1 rRNA gene is annotated in these 258 nt (G+C 56.2%); it reads left to right on the forward strand.

Features of this window, described 5'->3' with window-relative positions:
• Positions 1–258 (forward strand): 23S ribosomal RNA (locus tag M3189_RS26670); the annotation flags it as partial.

Genomic DNA, 258 nt, shown 5'->3' on the forward strand with positions numbered 1-258 from the left:
CTCGAAGAGCCGCAGTGAATAGGCCCAGGCGACTGTTTAGCAAAAACACAGGTCTCTGCGAAGCCGCAAGGCGAAGTATAGGGGCTGACGCCTGCCCGGTGCTGGAAGGTTAAGAGGAGGGGTTAGCGCAAGCGAAGCTCTGAATCGAAGCCCCAGTAAACGGCGGCCGTAACTATAACGGTCCTAAGGTAGCGAAATTCCTTGTCGGGTAAGTTCCGACCCGCACGAAAGGCGTAACGATCTGGGCACTGTCTCAAC

Origin of the sequence: Neobacillus niacini (assembly GCF_023715415.1) — a bacterium.
GTDB lineage: Bacteria > Bacillota > Bacilli > Bacillales > Cytobacillaceae > Neobacillus > Neobacillus niacini_C.